A 16,400-nucleotide genomic window follows, 5' to 3' on the forward strand; every position below is an offset into this window, starting at 1 on the left:
AAGGGTGTCACCCCCACTGGGTGGATGAGGCGAAAGACCGTAGATGATTTGCGGTGTTCGCGGTACGGTGGGACGGCCGAAACGGCTCAGTGAGGAGCGGTCGCATGCCGCTGCAGGATCACATGAAGCTGGTCTCCGTCGACGACCACGCGATCGAGACCGCGGATGTCTGGACCTCCCGCGTCCCCGCGAAGTACGGGGACGCGATCCCGCACGTGGAGGAGGTGGAGGTCGACACCGTCCGGCTGCAGCTGAACGCCACGGCGCACGGCCGGGTGCAGACCTGGGTCTACGCCGGGAAGACCTACCCCTCGATCGGGCTGAACGCGGTGGCGGGCAAGGATCCGCGGACGTGGGACGTCGAGCCCGCCCGGTTCGACGACATGCGCCCCGGCTGCTACGACCCGACCGCGCGGCTCGCGGACATGGACGCCGACGGGGTGTGGGCCCAGCTGTGCTTCCCGAGCTTCCCGCGGTTCGCCGGCACCCGTTTCCTCGAGGGTGACGACCGCGACCTCGCGCTCGACTGCATCCGCGCCTGGAACGACTGGATGCTCCAGGAGTGGTGCGGCGCAGCGCCCGACCGGTACGTCCCCGTCTGTGTACTGCCGCTGTGGGATCTCGACGCGTGCGTGACCGAACTGCTGCGCGCGATCGACCTCGGCGCACGCTGCATCTCGTTCCCGGAGAACTGCTCGCCGCTCGGGCTGCCGTCGTTCCACACCGACCACTGGGACCCGGTCTTCGCCCGCGCGGAGGAGGCCGGGATGCCGCTGATGATGCACTTCGGCACCTCGCAGCGGACGCCCTACGTCAGCCCTGACGCCCCGTCACCGGTCGTCGTGTCGCAGATGGGCCTGAACAGCATGTCGGCGACGGCGGACCTGCTCCTGTCCCCGACGTTCCACAAGTTCCCCCGGCTCAAGGTCGCCCTCGCGGAGGGCGGGACGGGGTGGATCCCGTACATGCTGGAGCGCATCGACCAGGTGTGGGAGCGACACCGCTGGTACTCCGGCGTCGACGTGGAGACGCGTCCCTCGACGCTGTTCGCCCGGAACATGTGGGGCTGCTTCATCACCGACCAGGCCGGTATCGACCTGCGCCACCGCATCGGCGTCGACCGTCTGCTCTACGAGAGCGACTACCCGCACTCGGACAGCCTGTGGCCGCACTCGCGCAAGCACCTGGCCGAGGCGCTGATCGACGTCCCCGACGACGAGGCCCACCGGATCGTCGAGCTCAACGCCTGCGAGCTGCTCGGCTGGCGGCCCTGGGCGTAGCGCCTCAGGGCTGGACCGCGGGCGGCATCCGGAGCTGGACCGGGGGAGCGGGATTCGCGCGGCGCGCGGCGTCGAGGCGGGCCAGCAGCGGGATCATCACGCCGAGGTCGACGACGAGCATCAGCAGGCCGGCGAGGCGCTGGTCGGCGACGACGGAGAGCCCGCCGAACCCGTCCGTGCCGCCGTGCATGGGGTCCGTGGTGAGCAGCAGCGCGAGGCCGAGCAGCGCGTTCGCCTGGCCGGCGAGGACGAGCGCGATCTGCCGCGCGGCCGGCGGGGCGACGCGGTGCCCGGTCCCGAGGACGCACCGCCAGAACACGTAGCCGGTCACGAGGACACTGATCGCGCGCACGATCTCCCCGGTCGCCTCCTCGACCGCGCCGTGCACGTCGGGCAGGTGCCAGAGCCACATGACCGTGGGGGCGGCGACGGCAGCCGCGAACAGCTGCCGCCGGGCGCCGGGGCGCGGCTGGGGGTCGCTCGCCGGCAGCAGCAATGCGAGCACCAACGGCACCAGGACCCCGAGCGCGACAAGTTGCGTCATCAGCACGAGGTGCGAACCGGACCCGCCGTGCTGATGACCCGTTCCCGGAGCGGTGAGACCCCGCGCGATCGCCCAGGCCGTCCCGAGCTCCACGACGGCGACGCCGAGCAGCAGGCCGAGACTCGGCCCGCGCGACCGCGCGCCGTCGCCCAGCCCGAGCGCCCGCCGCAGCCGGGCGATCATCATCGCTACGAGCAGGCAGCAGGCCATCAGTCCACGAGGTCGGCGAGTCGGGTGTTCTGGACCTTGCGCATGATGGCCGGACTGATCCGCTCGGCGATCGCGCCGCCCTTCGCGACGGCGCCGGGGACGATCATCAGCTTCTTGTGCGCGAGGCCCTTCTCGATCGCGGCGACGATCTTCTCCGGCGTCGTGGCCATCGAGCGCTTGCGCTTCCTGGGGTCGGCGAAGAAGTCATTCGCCATCGGCGTCGCGACCGCGGCGGGGCAGACGATGCCGATCGTCACGCCCTCGTTGCCGTGCTCGTGGTGCAGGCTGACGAGGTAGTTGATGACGGCGGCTTTCGTCGCGCCGTAGGCGGCCATCTTCTTCGGCGGGACGAGGCCGGTCGCGGAGGCGAGGATGGCGAACTCTCCCCGGCCGCGCGCGAGCATCAGGGGGAACACGGTGTCGACGAGGTTCACGACGCCGAAGAAGTTCACCCGCACCATGAGTTCGACGTCGGCCTGGGAGACCTCGAGCGTGGGACCGACGCGCGCGATGCCGGCGCTGCCGAGGACGTGCTCGATCGGCCCGACCGCCTCGATCTGACGCACCGTCTCGGCGAGGGCCGCGCGGTCGCCGACATCGGTGTTGTACGGCATCACGGCGTGGCCGAACTCCTCGACGACCGCGTCGAGGTTCTGCTTGGCGACGTCGAGCACCGCGACCCGGTACCCGCGCTGGACGAGCCGGCGCGTGGCCGCGAGGCCGATCCCGCTGGCGCCGCCCGTCACAAGAGCGATCGGCTGAGCCATCTGACCTCCATCTGGTACCGGCCGGTTCCAGATCAATCGTAGGCGCTGCGGGGGTGTTTCACCAGGCCCGAGCGGCGGGTCCGTCGAGCACGGCGGCGCGCACGTCCGCGGCGTCGCCCAACAGGGCTCGCAGCCCGTGGGCCCGCCGCAGGCGCAGGTGGGCGTCGACCTCCCAGGTGAAGCCCATCCCGCCGTGGTTCTGGATGTCGTCGCGGGCGTTCGTCACCGCCGCGTCGCTCGCGACCAGCAGCGCGCTCGCGGCGAGCTGCGGCTCGCGCGCCAGGGCCGCGAGCAGTGTCAGTTGGGTGGCGGCGTCGGCGCGGGTGGCCATGTCGGCGCAGCGTTGCTGGACCATCTGGAACGACCCGATCGGGCGGCCGAACTGCTCGCGGACCGCGGTGTGGGCGACGCTGGCCGCCACCGAGCCCTGGGCGAGACCGGCGAGGTGGGCGGCGACGAGGACGGTCGCGAGCGTCCAGGCCTCCGGGCCCTCGGCGTACCGGGCCGCGGTGTCGACGACGACCCGGGCCGGGCGGGCGCCGGGGTCCATCGAGTCCGGCGTCGGCTCGACCGTCACCGCCGTCTCGACGAACGCCGCTCCGGTGGGGGAGAGGGCGAGCCAGGCGGCGGCGTCCTCGCGGTCGTCGGTGCGGAAGGTCCCGGTGACGCGGGGCCCGACCTCTGACGGACCGTCAGCAATCAGGACGCCGACCGGCCGGCCGCCGATCAGCTCGGGGGACGGGAACAGGGTCGCGGCGACCGTGGTCCCGAGGTAGGGCCCCGCGGTCAGGGTGCGGCCGAGCTCGCGGTGGAGAAGGGCGAGCTCTCCGGCGCCGAGACCGAGGCCGCCCGCGTCCTCGGGAAGGGCGAGGCCGAACCACCCCTGGTCAGCGGCCTTCTCCCACACCCCGGCGTCGCGGACTGGGCCGTCCCCCCGGGACCGCAGGGCCGCGGCGCCCGCCGCCGGGTCGAGCAGGTCGACGGCGGCGTCGACGATCGCGCGCTGCACGTCGTCGGGGACGAGGTCGAGAGGCATCGGCTCACCGCCCCCGGGGCAGGCCGAGGACACGCTCGGCCACGATGCCGCGCTGGACGTCCTTGGTGCCGGCCGCGATCGTCGTCGCGAACAGGTAGAGGTAGTCGTGGACCCAGGGGCTGCCCTCGGCCAGGCCCTCGAGCCCGCGCAGGTCGACGGCGAGCGCCGCGACGCGCTGCTGCAGCTGCGAGAACAGCAGGCGGACCATCGACGCCTCCGGTCCGGGCAGCGAGCTACGGGCGTTGCGGCTGATGACGGCGAGCGTCATCGCGAGCACCGCGTGGGCCTCGGCGCGGGCAGTGGCGAGGCGTTCGGCGAGACCGGAGTCCTCGATCAGTGCGCGGCCGGTGCGGTCGGTCCGGGTCCGCGCCAGGTCGACGAGTTCGTCCACCCGGGCGACCAGTTCCACCTGCTCGGGCAGGAAGCCCGTGCCGCGTTCGAAGGAGAGCGTCGACATCGCGACGCGCCACCCGTCGTCGACGGCACCGACGACGTTGGTCAGCGGGATGCGGACGTCGTCGTAGAAGACCTCGCAGAAGTCGTCGTGCCCGGTGATCGTGCGGATCGGGCGGACCTCGATGCCCGGGGTGTCCATCGGGCACACGACCCAGGTGATCCCGTCCTGGCGGCGTGCGCCGGTGGACGTGCGCACCAGCAGTTCCTGCTGCTGGGCGTGGTGGGCGTAGGACGTCCAGATCTTCTGGCCGTTGACGACGAGGTGGTCGCCGTCGATCACCGCGCGCGTCGAGAGGCCGGCGAGGTCGCTGCCCGCGCCGGGCTCGCTGAAGCCCTGGCACCAGATCTCCTCGCCGGAGAGGATCCTCGGCAGGTGACGTCGCTTCAGTTCCTCGTCGGCGCAGGCGATCAGCGTCGGGCCGGCGTGCGCGTTGCCGACGAAGCAGACACCGGTCTCGGTCGGCGCCCCCGCGCGGGCGTACTCGGAGTACCAGATCACCTGCTGCACGAGCGAGAGCCCTCGGCCGCCGTACTCGGCCGGCCAGGAGATGCCGGCCCACCCCGCGTCGAACTGCCGGCGCTGCCAGGCGACGTCGAACTCGACCATCGCCGGACCGGCCGGTGGGCGGCGCTCGCGGGGCGCGTTCTCGGCGAGCCAGGTCGCGACCTCGTCGCGGAAGGCGCGCTCGGAGGCGTTGAGGGTGAGATCCACGGCGCTCCGGTCGGGGTGCGGCGGCGGCGGAGGACCGCCAACTGTGAAGATGATTTTATCTGTTCGGGTACCCTAGCGCCATGGTTGACCTGGCGGGGCGAGACGACGCGGAGGCGGAGACCGAGCTGCGCGCGCGCCTGCGCGACCTGGTGGCCTCGCACCTGCCGCCCCGGCCGAAGGACAAGGCCGAGCGGCTCGCGTGGGCCCGGCGCTTCCAGGCGTCGCTGTACGACGCGGGGCTCGCCGCCCCGTCGTGGCCGGTCGAGGCGGGCGGCATGGGCCTGACCGTCCGGATGCAGCTCGTCCACCACGACGAGCTCGCGAAGGCGGGCGCGCCGTCGCACCCGGCGCCGATCGGCTTCATCGTCGGGCCGACACTCGTCGCGGTCGGGACCGAGGCCCAGCGCGAACGCTTCCTCCGTCCGCTGCTGCGCGCGGAAGAGCTGTGGTGCCAGGGCTTCAGCGAACCGGGCGCGGGCAGCGACCTCACCGCGCTCACGACCAAGGCCGTCCGCGACGGCGACGACTACGTCCTCACCGGGCAGAAGGTCTGGACGACCGGCGCCCAGCAGGCCGACTGGATGTTCGCGCTCGTGCGCACCGGCCCGGCCGGCCCGAACGGGGCGGGCATCACGTATCTCCTGCTGCCGATGGACTCGCCGGGCCTTGAGGTCAGAGCGCTGCGTGACATCACCGGGACCGCGCACTTCGCCGAGGTGTTCTTCGACGAGGTCCGCGTCCCGGTCGCCAACCGCGTCGGCGCCGAGGGGGAGGGGTGGCAGGTCGCGCGCACCAGCCTCGGCTTCGAGCGCTCGACCGCCTTCGCCGCGGGGGAGATGAAGAGCCGCGCGCTGCTCGAGCGGATCGTCGGCGTCGCCGCCCGGACCGGTGCGCTCACCGACCCGCTGATCCGGCAGGAGATCGCCCGCGCCGAGGCCGACGTCCGCATTTCCGGTCAGCACAACGCCCGCGCCCTCGCCGACGCCCTCGCCGGCCGCGCCCCGGGCCCGCTCTCGAGCCTGAACCGGCTCGGCCGCGCCGAGTCCGAGCAGCGCCTGCACGAACTCGCGCTGCGGATCCTCGGCCCCGACGCCCTCCTCGGCTCCGGCCCCGACGCCCCCGACCGCGGCGCCTGGGCCTACGGCTACCTGATGACCCGGGCCTCCACCATCGGCGCCGGCACCTCCCAGATCCAGCGCAACACCCTCGCCGAGAAGGTCCTCGGCCTCCCCCGCGACTGACCTCACCGCCGCCCGCCTCCCCACTGCGGGATGACGTCCCGTAGGGGTGGGGTGTCAGCCCCTGCATGGGCTGACAGGGGCACTCTGCGGGACGTCATCCCGCAGAACAGGGGCGACGAGGCAGGGGCGAGGGGTCAGGAAGCGGCGGCGGCGACCTGGCGCTCGAGGACGGAGACGGCGCGTTCGCGCCAGTAGGACGGGGAGCCGAAGAGGACCTCGTCGGCCTTGGCACGGCGGAGGTAGAGGTGGCAGACGTGCTCCCAGGTGAAGCCGATGCCGCCGTGGACCTGGAGGCAGTCCTGGGCGACGGTGACGGCGGCGTCGGCGCAGTGGCCGGCGGTGGTGGCACAGACGAGCTCGGCCTCGTCGTCGGTCGGGTCGGCACCGCGGCCGTCGTCGAGGATCCCGGTGGCGCTCCACAGCAGGCTGCGTGAGCCCTCGACGGCGAGGAGCATGTCCGCGCACAGGTGCTTGATCGCCTGGAACGACCCGATCGGCTTGCCGAACTGGACGCGGACCTTCGCGTACTCGACGGCGAGATCGAGGCACGCCTGCGCGAGGCCGACCTGCTCAGCGGCGAGGAGGACGGCCGCCGTCCGCGACCAGGTCAGCAGCGCCTCGGCGGCGGGGACGCCCTCGAGCAGCAGGGTCGCGGGCGCGGAGGACAGGGTCACCGTCCCGACCGGACGCAGCAGGTCGAGGCCGCCGTGGACCTCGACGGTGGCGACGCCGGGCTCCACCACGAACAGCCCGGGCCCGTCGGGGGTCGTCGCGCTGACGACCAGCCGCGCGCCCACCGGGTCGGTCACGTAGCACTTGACGCCGGTGAGCTCCCACCCGTCGCCGGCCGGGACCGCGCTCGTCCCGGGGGCTGCGAGCCAGCCCGCGGAGCCCTCCGCGAGCGCGACCGTCACGACCGATCCCGCGGCCGCGTCGGCGAGCAGCGCCGGCACCGACGGGGCACCGGTGGCCGCGAGCAACGAGACCGCGACACCCACCGACAGCAACGGCGACGGCGCGAGGGCGACGCCGCACTCCTCGAGCGCGGCGGCGAGGTCACCGGGCGATCCACCCTGACCGCCGAGTTCCTCGCCGACGTGCAGCGTCGGCAGCCCGACCTTCACCAACGCGGACCACAACGCCTCGGACGGGCCGGCGTCCAGCGCCGCCCGCACCTGCTCGGGGCTCGCGTGGTCGGCCAGCACGTCGCGCACGGCCTCGCGCAGCGCGGTGCGGTCCTCGTTCTCGCCCTCCACAGCGGGCATCAGTTCTCCTCGTCGGGTCGGGCGCCGATCTCAAGTGCGTCGCTCAGCACGGTAACCCGGCCGGTGCTGCCGTCCACCTCGACGGTCTGGCCGGTCCGCAGCCGTCGGCTCGCGGCCGGCACCGAGACGACGCAGGGAATCCCGCACTCCCGCGCGACGACCGCCGCGTGCGACATCTGCCCACCGGTGTCGGTGATGACGGCGGCCGCGAGACCGAAGTACGGCGTCCACCCCGCGTCGGTGTACGCCGCGACGAGGATCTCGTCGGGCTCCAGATCCTCGAGGGCGTCGGCGTCGAGCACCCGGACCGTCCCGCGCACGACCCCGGGGGAGACGCCGATCCCGGTCGCCGCGTTGCCGGCGTGCAGGGACTCGTCGGCGGCCTCCGGCTTCCACGTCCTCGAGAAGAACGTCGGGACGCGGATGCTCTTCAGCCGCTCGCGCTCGGCCCGCCGTCGCGCAACCACCGTGCGCGCGTCCGCCGGCGGGGCGAGCAACTGATCCAGCGTCAGGTAGAACGCGTCGTCGGGACGGTCGAGGACGCCGGAGGTCATCAGCCGCCGGCCCCGTTCCAACGCCGCGAGCCGGTAGCCGTGGGTGCCCCGGACCCAGGCGTCACGTCCGAGCTCGCGGTAGTGCTGCAGCCGGTGGCACCAGGCGGCGAGCGGCCGCAGGTGAGCCGGGACCGCGGGCGGCGGCGTCAGGGCGCGGGGTGGGTGCTGCGCCAGCTTCGCGATCACCTCCAGGAACCGGTGCGGGGCGACGGCGAAGACCTCACTCGCGAGCTCCAGCTCCCGCGGGCCCCGGTGCCCGTGCTCGGCCAGCGCGGCGCGGACCCGGTCGGCGAACGCCGGGTGCGTCCGGGCCAGCACGGCCGGGGCGGCCGGGCCGTCGGACAGCGCGGCGGTCGCGGCCGCGGCGAGAGCGCCGTCGGCGCGGACCTCGTCGGCGAGCCGGCCCGCGGCCCGGAGCGCCGCGGCGCTCGCGAGATCGGTGTCGTCCGCCCGTCCGGTGATGAGCACGCCCAGGCCGCGCTGCTCGAGCGCACTGGCGACCGCCGCCACGAACGCGGCCGCGTTCGAGGACACCGTTGACGCGTCGATCGTGACGTCGTGCAGCAGCCCGAGCCGGGCGATCAGCTGCTCGTCGGTCAGTTCGCGCAGCGCGCCGGCGTCGAGCACCACGCCGCGCACCTCGCGGTCCACACGCTCCGACTCGCGCCGCACCGCGGTGATCGCGCGCACCGCCGCAGCGCCGATGCGTACCTTGTCCCGCACCGTCAGGGTGAAGTGGGGGGCGGTGACCTTGTGGTCGCCGAACAGCGACTCCCAGCCGGCGTCCTCGCTCGCGCCGGGCATCGCGTTGGACAGCGCCACGATCACCGACATGTTCGCGAACACGCCGTGGCCGAAGGACGCGGTCGAGCGGTCCGCGACCAGTTCGGCGATCTCGGAGGGCAGCTTGACCAGGTCGCCCATCACGGCACCCGCGGTGCGCATGCAGTTCAGGGAGAGCTCGAGCGCCAGGGGCGTCATCGGCCCCGGCATCGCCTCGGACGTGTTCGCCGAGGAGTAGTCCGGCAGCGCCGGGTCGACGAGGGAGTCGAACTCGCCGTTGAGCCCGTCGGGCCCGGCCGGGCGCATGACGTCGGTCGCCGGCGCCGGCGGCCGGACGTGACCGCGGTAGCCGAAGGGGGAGCGGGCGGGCAGCGCCCGGCCGAGCAGGTGCGTCCGCCCGGCCGCCGCCCGCGCGAAGTCCTCGACGCACTCGCGTGAGGTCCACCCGCACCGGAAGCCCAGTTCCTCCAGCCGCGCGGTGTCGACGATCGGGAACCACAGCAGGCCGCGGAAGCTGCCCGGGTCGAGCTCGCCGACCCCGGCGTGCCACAGGCCGGCGACCAGCTTCTCCAGCGACGAACGCGAGAGCTCGACGTACCGGCGGCCGAGGATCGACGCGATCTCACGCATCGTCAGGGTGTCGGGGGCGGCGAGGTTCACCGGCCCCGCCCAGCGCTCGCCGACCGCCTGGGCGAAGAACCGCCCGACGTCCTCGGGGTGCACGAACTGCATCGTGTTCGTGTAACCCTTCACGCCCGGCAGCACCGGCGTCGCGAAGTTGGTCGCGATGATGTTGTCCGCCTGACGCCCGATCACGGTGCCGGCCCGCACCATCAGCGCGTCCAGTCCGGCGTCGACGATCATCCGCTCGGCGTCGACCTTGTGGAGCGAGTACGGGCTCTCCGGGTCCGGCCGCTGCGGCGAGGTCTCGCTCAGCCGCGCCGGGTTGTCCGGGTGGCACCCGTAGGACATGACGCTGGAGGCGAACACCAGTCGCTTGACGCCGTGCGCGTTCATGGCGTCGACGACGTTGCGCGTCCCGCCGAGGTCGATGCTGCGGGTGATCGAGACGTCCTTGTTCGGCACGAGGTTCCACGCGAGGTGGACGACCGCGTCCATGCCCTCGACGGCGCGCCGGACCCCGTCGGCGTCGCGGATGTCCGCGGCGCGGTAGTCGGCCATGCCCGCCGGAAGCCGCTCGGGCCGCGACCGCGACAGACCGACGACCTCGTGTCCGTGCAGCGCGAGGCGCCGGACGACGTCCCGGCCGAACACCCCGGACGCCCCGGTGACGAGGACCCTCACGCACCCACCCCCATGTACTCGGCGAAGATCGCCGAGCTGTCCAGTTCGCCGGGCTCGCCGCGGAAGGCGACGCGCCCGTGGTTCAGCAGGAAGACGTAGTCCGCGATCTCCAGTGCCCGCGTCACGTACTGCTCGACGAGCAGCAGCGCGACGCCCTCGGAGGCGAGCCGGCGCAGGAACTCGAAGATCTCGTCGACGACCTTGGGCGCGAGCCCCATCGACACCTCGTCGAGCAGGACGTAGGCGGGGGACGACACGTAGGACTTCGCGAGCGCGAGCATCTGCTGCTCCCCGCCGCTCATCGTCCCGGCGAGCTGGGAAAGCCGCTGCCCGAGCCGTGGGAACGCGGCGGTCGCCTTCTCGATCGCGTCGCCGACGTTCCTGCCCCGCGCCTGGACCAGCAGGTTCTCCCGCACCGTCAGCGACGGGAACACCCCGCGCCCCTCGGGGACATGACAGATCCCGGCCCGCGAGACCGCGTCGGCGCCGCGGGGGAACGGCCGCCCGTCGACGGTGATGCGCCCACCGCTCGGCCGCAGCAGCCCGCTCGCCACGCGCAACGTCGTGGTCTTCCCGGCCCCGTTCGGCCCGAGCAGCGCGACGACGCTGCCGCGCGGCACCCACAGCGACAGGTCGCGCAGCACGGTGACGCCGCCGTACCCGGCGCGGACGTCGGTCAGCTCGAGCACGTCATACCTCCCGGCCCGCAGCGACGGCCACGCGGGCCCGCACCGGCCCGCCCTTGGCCCGGAGCTCCTCACGGGTGCTCGCGAGTGCCCCGCCGGCGACGCGGCCGGTCGGACGCCCCGTCAGAAGAACGGCCGCGATCGCGGCGAGCCCGAAGCCGGGGAGGAACAGCTCGGTGACGTCGGGGTCGCTGATGTAGCCGTACGGCAGCGTGAGCAGCGCCGCGGCGATGATCGGCGCGGTCACCGCCCCGCGCCCGCTGATCGCGAGCACGGAGAGCCAGAGCAGCGAGGTGATCGGGAAGAACGCCTGGCTGGACGTCGACAACCCCTGCGCGCCGAGCAGCGCGCCGGCGATCGCGGCCATCCACGCGGAGATGCAGAACACCAGCACCTTGGTGACGTTGACGCTCGTCCCGGCCGTCGCCAGCGCCAGCGGGCTGTCCGCCATCGCCTGCAGCAGGCGGCCGAGTCGCCCGGCGTTGATCGCCGCGACCAGCGCGAGCGCGACCACCGCCGCCACCAGCAGGACGTAGTAGAAGGAGCGGTCGGAGGTGAATCCGCTGGGCCGCGCCACGGGCTGGTTGTTCAGCGCCCCGAACATGAAGTCGGTCGTGAAGAGCAGCTGCTGGATCAGTACGCCGAAGCCCAGCGTCGCCAGCGCCAGGTAGATGCCGGTGAGCCGGATCGCAGGCAGCGCCACCAGCGCGCCGGCCGGGACCGCGACGATCCCGACCCCGAGCAGCGCGAGCAGCCACGGCACCCCGGCGTCCTGGAGGTGGTGGAAGGTCGTGCCGCCGAGTGCCGCGAATGCCGCGTGGCACAGCGAGATCTGACCCGACGTCCGCACCAGGAGGTTGAGCGAGGCGAACAGGACGACGAACGCGGCGCCGGTCGCGTAGAGCGGCAGTCGCGCACCGACGAGGTCGGGGACGAGCACCGCGCCGACGAGGGCGAGCACCAGCAGCGGCGCCTTCGCGGGGCGGGGGACGATCTGCAGGGGCGGCGCGAGGCGGCGGTCGGCGCCGGCGGCCCCGAGCCGCGACGACTTCACCGTCACGAGCACGACCACCAGGACGAGGAACGGGACCGCGGTCGGCAGGCCGGACAGCGACTGGTACTGCGCGACCTCCTTGCCGACCAGGGCCTGCGCGACGCCGATCCCGAGGCCACCGACCAGCGTGAGGGGGAGACTGCGGAACAGCCCGACGGCCGCGGCGCCGAACGCCTGCAGCACGAGCAGGGAGAGGAACAGCGCGTCGAGCCCGGAGGTCGGCGCGATGAGGATGCCCGACAGCGCGGCGAACACCGACCCCGTCACCCACGCGGTCCGGCGCACGCGGGAGGTGCTGGTGCCGGCGAGCGCGAGCAGGGCCGGGTTGTCGACGACCGCGCGCATCTGCGTGCCGAGGGCGGAGAACCGGAAGAACACCACCAGCGCGCCGACCGCGCCGAGCGCGATGAGGAACGTCGCGAGCTGGTCGTAGCCGACGACGATGCCGGCGAGCGGGAACCCGTCGGTCGGCAGGAAGCCGGGGAACACGAGCGGGGTCGCGCCGTAGTGCGCGATCAACAGCCCGACGATGCCGATCTGCAGCCCGATCACCGCCACGACCTTGTACGCGACGGTCGTCTCGGCCAGCCGGCGCGCGAGCAGTTCGAGCAGCAGGCCGAACAGCGGCGCCACCACCCCGAGCACGAGCAACAGCGACAGCCACGCGGGCAGCCCCTGCTTCGCGCGGAACTCGTAGTAGGCGTACGCGCCGAGTGCGCCCGTCGACCCGTGGGCGAGGTTGAAGACCCCGCTGGTGACGTAGGTGAGCGTCAGGCCGGTCGCGGTCAGCGCGTAGATCGCGCCCGCCGCGAGCCCGACGACGAGGACGGCGAGATAGGCGTCCATCAGCCGCAGATCCCGCACGTCGGCGCCCCGGCCGGGGCGGGGGACGTCGGCTTCCCGGAGACCAGCGGGCACTCCGGTCGATGGGCCCGGGTCATGCCGGCCGCGACGACGAGACCGTCGCCGGCGGGTGTGGACGGGGCGTCAGAACGTAGCCACGGGCGCGATCCCAGCGCCGCCAGCTGTGCCGACCGCCGCTCGGCGACCCGCCGCCGCGCGCGGGCCAGGGTGCGTCCCGCGAGGACCCAGTAGACGAGGACCGCCGCCGTGCCGAGGTTCAGCCACGGCAGCTGGTCGCTCGGGTCGCCCTCGCCGGCGGCCTGCCACCAGCACACGACGAGCAGCACGATCGCGACCAGCCCGAAGCCCCCGACCCACCGCGTCTCGCGGGGGAGCCAGGGCACGGCGGGGGCCGCGGCAGGGGAGGTCACGGGGGCCGCCACGGCTCAGGCGTGCTCGCGCGCCGGGGCCGGGATGTCGTGGGAGTTCCGGTCCGCCGGCGCCGCGGTCGTGGGCAGGGACCCGGGAGCCAGCTTCCGGAGGATCTCGTTCTGCTCGAGGACGGCGGCCTCGACGGCGTCCATCTTCCGCCACTCGTCGCGGAGGTCGGCCGAGACCCACAACGTGGTCGCGGTTGCGAGGGCGAAGACGCCACCGAGCCCGCAGGAGATCAGGTAGGGGATCTGGCCCGCGACGATGCCCTGGTCGCTGACGCCGAACCACCCGACGACGAGCAGGACCACACCGACCACCGCGGCCAGGACGGCGGCCGCGCGGTCGGGCTGGGATCGGACGAACGTCACCGGGTCCACGGGACGACCTTTCGCAACGGGGCGGCCAGACCGCTCGTGGCGAGCAACGCCAGCCCGGCCAGGGCGAGGACGGCGTAGAACGACAGGATCGACCCGGAGGAGAACCACCCGGTGCGGATCACCTGCGTCGCCGGCGAGGTGAGGTTGACGGTGGGCGCGGTGCCGGGCAGGACGCCGGTGCTCGGCACCAGCCCGGGCGCGCCCGCCGCGTCGACGCCGGGCACGGGGGCCGCGAGCGCGGCGCCCGGTGTCCCGGTCGCGTCGACCGGGGACGTCGCCGGGCCGGCGGCGGTGTCGAAGCTCTGCGCGTCCGCGCTGGCGGTGACCTGTCCGAAGACCCAGCGGGTGATGATCGGCAGCCCGCTCTGCGGGTCCTGCTGGGTCATCGTGATCTGGAGCCCGGCCGAGGTGATGCTCGTCCTCGTCCGCGTCTCGGTGATCCAGGTCAGCTCGATGCCCGCGTTCTTCAGGATCGAGTTGATGGCGCTGACGTCCACCGGGGTGCTGTTCGCGGGGCTGGTGAAGCCTTTCGGCCCGAAGCTGACCGGCGTCCCCGCGACCGAGATGGTCCCGATGCCGAAGGTGCTGTTCGGGTTGAACGTCCCGCTCGCGTTCACCGTCGCGGCCGCGGTCGCGGTCAGCCCGGAGAGCTGCAGCAGCCCGCCGGCGATGTTGATGCCGGTCGCCTCCGACGTCCCGACCGCCGAGGTCAGGCCGTCGGCAGCCTGCTCGGCGCGGGCGATCGCAGCGACGTGAGCCACCGTCAGCCCGACCCCGCCCTGAACGCTGGAGCTGCCCGAGGCGGCCTTGGCCTCCGCGCTGCTCGGGCCGCAGGCCGAGGTCATCGTGTAGGGGAGCGAGCCGGGCAGGCCGGCGCCCTCGGTGTCGGGCACCTTCGTGGTGCGGTGGTCGTCCGTGCACCGGGTGTTGGCGACCATCGGGTAACCGGGCACCGCGAACGGCAGCGGGTAGCCCTGGTCGGCGGCGAGACCGCCGATCAGCCCGGGTGCCGCAGCAGCCAGGCTCCCCGGGTACGGGTAGCTGGCGAACGCCTGCTGTTCCACGGACGACGATGAGGCCTGCGCCATCGGCGCGGTCACGTCGATCGGACTCCGCTCGACCGGGAACGCCTCGGACGAGATCGTGAACCGGAGGCCGTGGGCCGCGGCGCTCGCCTGGTAGCTCCCGGCGGCGGTCGCGCTGCCGGTCGTCGTCGCGAGGGTCCCGGCCGCGGCGGTCGCGAGCAGGACGAGCGCGAGCGCGGCACGCACCGCGCGTCGCCTCCCGGTCCGGGGGTCCGTCACTTCCGGCATGACATCGTCAATCCGTACGGGGTGGTGAAGGCGCCACCGTTTCTCGCCTCCATCACGGACCAACACTTCGTGTCCGGTGTCTTCTGGCCGGGCGTCAGCGTGATCGGGGCGACCATGCCGCCGAGCGTCTCCTTCTTCAGCCCACCGGCGGCCTTGAGCAGGGCCGCCGACGAGACGGTCGGGGTCGTCTCGGCAACGCCGAGAACGAAGCGCTCGAACAACAGGCCGGCGGTGAAGCCGATGATGGCCGCCGGCCCGGGCTCCTTGCCGCCGCCGTAGCGCTGAAAGCTGGTCAGGTAACGCTGAAAGGTCTCGTTCTCGGCGTCGGCGCCGGTGACGCAGCAGAAGGGAACGACCGGCAGGGCCAACCGGATGTTCGCGAGTCCGGCCTTGGTGGGGGTGTCCGGGTACACGCTCGCGTACGACAGGACGTAGATCGGGTTGAAGCCCTGTCGGGAGCAGGACTGCCCCATGCGCTGGAGCGCGGACGGGTCGGCCACGATCGTCACGGCCGTGACTCCCGCCGACTTCATCGCGGAGCACTCGCTCGTGAAGTCGAGCTGGGTGAGGCTGAACTGCTTGCTGTAGGCGAGCTCCAGCCCGTTCTGAGCGACGAACTTCTCGTCGATCATGAATCGCTTGCCCTCGGCGCAGGTCTGCGCCTCCTGGCAGTAGAGGAAGCCGAACTTCTTGTTCTGCGCGCCGGACCGTGCGGCCTCGGCCGCCAGCGACCAGTAGTTGGTCGCGACCGCCGGGCACTGGTTGAACATCACCGGCGAGTCGTTCCAGGCGCTGGAGCCGCAGTCACCGCCGATGGCGGGAACACCCTTGCTCTGCAGGTAACCCATCATGCCGCGGCTGGTGAACGGCGCCATCGAGCCGACGATCGCGACCGCACCTTCGTTCTCCACACACGCCCGCGCGTGCGACAGGGCCACGTTGGGGTCCGACCCCGAGTCCTTCACCACGAGGCGGATCTGATGCCCCGCCACGCCGCCGCGGGAGTTCACGTCACCGACCCAGGCCTGCATACCGTTGACGCCCTGGGCCAGCGCGGCACCGGCCGGACCACCCATCTCCGAGATCGAGCAGATGGTGAGCGGCTTGTTGTCCGTCTTCAGCGCGGCGGTCGCGGGGCGGCTGCTCTTCCCGCCGCCCGAGGTGCTCGCCCCCGGGGCCGTCGTCGCGGTCGTCGTCCCGGGCTTGGCGGCCGTGCCGCCGGCGACCGGGGTCGCGACGGGCTGGGCGCCCGGGGCCGCGGCGTTCGGGTCGGGCGCCGGCGCGCCGGGGTCGGCCTGGACGGCGCCGGGGACGTCGGCGGCCGTGCCGGCCGGGTCGGCGCCCGGGACCGTCGTGACCGCCCCGCCGTTCATCGCGACGAGCTCGTCCTGCGTCAGGCGCGTCCCGCACCCGGCCAGCAGCGCCAGTGCCAGCACCGACGCCAGCGCCGGCGCGAGCGCGGCGGGGAAGGCGCGGAATCGGGGGCCGGACATGCATCTCCCGGGCGTGCGGAAACGGTGCGTCTGCTCAGCAGGACGA

The 16,400-nt window shown here is 73.3% G+C and carries 14 protein-coding genes; 2 read left to right on the plus strand and 12 right to left on the minus strand.

Annotated features, from left to right (window positions below):
- The first annotated feature begins 104 nt into the window (after window positions 1-104).
- Window positions 105-1,280, plus strand: coding sequence for an amidohydrolase family protein (locus tag ABD401_RS09370; protein WP_344603936.1), 1,176 nt, complete (start codon window positions 105-107; stop codon window positions 1,278-1,280).
- A 4-nt stretch (window positions 1,281-1,284) separates the two neighbouring features.
- Here ABD401_RS09370 and ABD401_RS09375 read toward each other — a convergent pair whose 3' ends face one another.
- From ABD401_RS09375 to ABD401_RS09390, 4 genes are read right to left on the minus strand one after another with little or no spacing between them, the layout of a single operon-like run.
- Window positions 1,285-2,034 carry a cytochrome c oxidase assembly protein gene (locus ABD401_RS09375; RefSeq protein ID WP_344603938.1) on the minus strand — a complete coding sequence of 250 codons (750 nt, stop codon included), beginning with the start codon at window positions 2,032-2,034 and terminating at the stop codon, window positions 1,285-1,287.
- A complete protein-coding gene (locus tag ABD401_RS09380; RefSeq protein ID WP_344603940.1) occupies window positions 2,034-2,801 on the minus strand; it encodes an SDR family NAD(P)-dependent oxidoreductase in 768 nt (255 codons plus the stop codon). The genes ABD401_RS09375 and ABD401_RS09380 overlap by 1 nt, the downstream gene beginning before the upstream one ends.
- A 58-nt stretch (window positions 2,802-2,859) precedes the next feature.
- Window positions 2,860-3,837 carry an acyl-CoA dehydrogenase family protein gene (locus ABD401_RS09385; protein WP_344603942.1) on the minus strand — a complete coding sequence of 326 codons (978 nt, stop codon included), beginning with the start codon at window positions 3,835-3,837 and terminating at the stop codon, window positions 2,860-2,862.
- A gap of 4 nt (window positions 3,838-3,841) precedes the next feature.
- Complete coding sequence (locus ABD401_RS09390) at window positions 3,842-5,005, minus strand: acyl-CoA dehydrogenase family protein (protein WP_344603945.1); 1,164 nt, start codon at window positions 5,003-5,005, stop codon at window positions 3,842-3,844.
- 80 nt (window positions 5,006-5,085) lie between these two features.
- On the opposite strand from ABD401_RS09390, the gene ABD401_RS09395 reads away from it, so the two are divergent.
- Complete coding sequence (locus ABD401_RS09395) at window positions 5,086-6,246, plus strand: acyl-CoA dehydrogenase family protein (protein WP_344603947.1); 1,161 nt, start codon at window positions 5,086-5,088, stop codon at window positions 6,244-6,246.
- A 134-nt stretch (window positions 6,247-6,380) separates the two neighbouring features.
- Here the strand turns inward: ABD401_RS09395 and ABD401_RS09400 are convergent, their stop codons facing one another.
- From ABD401_RS09400 to ABD401_RS09435, 8 genes are read right to left on the minus strand one after another with little or no spacing between them, the layout of a single operon-like run.
- Window positions 6,381-7,511, minus strand: a complete 1,131-nt coding sequence (locus ABD401_RS09400; protein ID WP_344603949.1) for an acyl-CoA dehydrogenase family protein — start codon at window positions 7,509-7,511, stop codon at window positions 6,381-6,383.
- Window positions 7,511-10,153, minus strand: coding sequence for an NAD-dependent epimerase/dehydratase family protein (locus ABD401_RS09405; protein ID WP_344603951.1), 2,643 nt, complete (start codon window positions 10,151-10,153; stop codon window positions 7,511-7,513). The genes ABD401_RS09400 and ABD401_RS09405 overlap by 1 nt, the downstream gene beginning before the upstream one ends.
- A complete protein-coding gene (locus ABD401_RS09410) occupies window positions 10,150-10,842 on the minus strand; it encodes an ABC transporter ATP-binding protein (RefSeq protein WP_344603953.1) in 693 nt (230 codons plus the stop codon). The genes ABD401_RS09405 and ABD401_RS09410 overlap by 4 nt, the downstream gene beginning before the upstream one ends.
- A 1-nt stretch (window position 10,843) precedes the next feature.
- Window positions 10,844-12,757, minus strand: a complete 1,914-nt coding sequence (locus tag ABD401_RS09415; protein WP_344603955.1) for a branched-chain amino acid ABC transporter permease — start codon at window positions 12,755-12,757, stop codon at window positions 10,844-10,846.
- Window positions 12,739-13,167: a hypothetical protein gene (locus ABD401_RS09420; RefSeq protein ID WP_344603958.1), complete on the minus strand. Its 429-nt coding sequence runs from the start codon at window positions 13,165-13,167 to the stop codon at window positions 12,739-12,741. Before ABD401_RS09420 ends, ABD401_RS09415 begins: the two co-directional genes overlap by 19 nt.
- A 15-nt stretch (window positions 13,168-13,182) precedes the next feature.
- The gene (locus ABD401_RS09425) at window positions 13,183-13,539 is read right to left on the minus strand and encodes a hypothetical protein (protein WP_344603960.1); all 357 of its coding nucleotides are present in this window, start codon (window positions 13,537-13,539) and stop codon (window positions 13,183-13,185) included.
- Window positions 13,536-14,861 carry a hypothetical protein gene (locus ABD401_RS09430; RefSeq protein WP_344603962.1) on the minus strand — a complete coding sequence of 442 codons (1,326 nt, stop codon included), beginning with the start codon at window positions 14,859-14,861 and terminating at the stop codon, window positions 13,536-13,538. Before ABD401_RS09430 ends, ABD401_RS09425 begins: the two co-directional genes overlap by 4 nt.
- Window positions 14,849-16,354 (minus strand): ABC transporter substrate-binding protein, encoded by a 1,506-nt coding sequence (locus ABD401_RS09435; protein ID WP_344603964.1) that lies wholly within the window; start codon window positions 16,352-16,354, stop codon window positions 14,849-14,851. The genes ABD401_RS09430 and ABD401_RS09435 overlap by 13 nt, the downstream gene beginning before the upstream one ends.
- Window positions 16,355-16,400 lie beyond the last annotated feature (46 nt).

Origin of the sequence: Sporichthya brevicatena, from assembly GCF_039525035.1 — a bacterium.
Taxonomy (GTDB): Bacteria; Actinomycetota; Actinomycetes; order Sporichthyales; family Sporichthyaceae; genus Sporichthya; species Sporichthya brevicatena.